This window comes from Acinetobacter sp. YH16053 (assembly GCF_013417035.1).
Taxonomy (GTDB): domain Bacteria; phylum Pseudomonadota; class Gammaproteobacteria; order Pseudomonadales; family Moraxellaceae; genus Acinetobacter; species Acinetobacter towneri.
The window spans coordinates 1-1,227 of the sequence record NZ_VPEP01000139.1 but is presented as its reverse complement, the minus strand read 5'-3'; the positions used below and the strand labels follow the sequence as shown (position 1 = coordinate 1,227).

Annotated in this window: 2 protein-coding genes; both read left to right on the top strand. The window is 34.9% G+C overall.

The window, feature by feature from the left end; all coding sequences use genetic code 11:
- Window positions 1-91 precede the first annotated feature (91 nt).
- On the top strand, window positions 92-469 hold the full coding sequence (locus FTV43_RS15615) for a hypothetical protein (RefSeq protein WP_044502095.1): 378 nt from the start codon (window positions 92-94) through the stop codon (window positions 467-469).
- A partial coding sequence (locus FTV43_RS15610; protein WP_179995851.1) for an NAD(P)/FAD-dependent oxidoreductase occupies window positions 466-1,227 on the top strand: 762 nt, incomplete at its 3' end. The genes FTV43_RS15615 and FTV43_RS15610, both read left to right, overlap by 4 nt.

Below are 1,227 nucleotides of genomic sequence, written 5' to 3'. Positions count from 1 at the left end.
ATGTTCCTTCGTATAGAAGTTAAAAGTTGGCAATTATCGTAGAACAACCTACAGACAACACCAATATGTAACCGATAAATAATTACAAAATATGACCGACAGAGTAAACATCATCAATAACTACATCGATGGATACAACCAATTTGATATCAAAAAAATGGTTGCAGACCTTGACGATAATATTGTTTTTGAAAACATTCAAAATAATGATATAAGTTTATCGCTGAAAGGGTTAACAGCGTTTAAACAACAGGCAGAAACAGCAAAAACATACTTTGCAAAGAGAACACAGACAGTTAAATCGTTTAGGCATTTTGACAACAGCACTGAAATAGAAATTGATTATACAGCAATTTTAGCAATTGACTTTCCGAACGGCTTAAAAAAAGGGCAAAAGCTAAAGTTATCAGGAAAATCCGTGTTTGAATTTAAAAAAAACAAAGTGATTAAATTGACAGACATTAGTTGACATTAAAACCAGCGAACAAGAATATGACTTTACTAAAACATAAAAAAATTACAATAATTGGTGCCGGGCCTGTTGGATTAACAATGGCGAGATTGTTACAGCAAAACGGCGTGGACATTACAGTTTACGAGAGAGACAAAGACCAAGATGCAAGGATTTTTGGTGGGACACTTGATCTGCACAGGGATTCGGGACAGGAAGCAATGAAAAGAGCGGGATTGTTACAAACTTATTATGACTTAGCTTTACCAATGGGTGTAAATATTGTTGATGAAAAGGGCAATATTTTAACCACAAAAAATGTAAGACCCGAAAATCGTTTTGACAATCCTGAAATAAACAGAAATGACTTAAGGACTATCCTATTAAATAGTTTACAAAATGATACCGTCATTTGGGATAGAAAACTTGTTACCCTTGAACCTGATAAGGAGAAGTGGATACTAACTTTTGAGGATAAATCGAGTGAAACAGCAGAGCTGGTTATTATTGCCAATGGTGGAATGTCTAAAGTAAGAAAATTTGTTACCGACACGGAAGTTGAAGAAACAGGTACTTTCAATATACAAGCCGATATTCATCAACCGGAGGTGAACTGTCCTGGATTTTTTCAGCTTTGCAATGGAAACCGGCTAATGGCTGCTCATCAAGGTAATTTATTATTTGCGAATCCTAATAATAATGGTGCATTGCATTTTGGAATAAGTTTTAAAACACCTGATGAATGGAAAAGCAAAACGCGGGTAGATTTTCAAGAC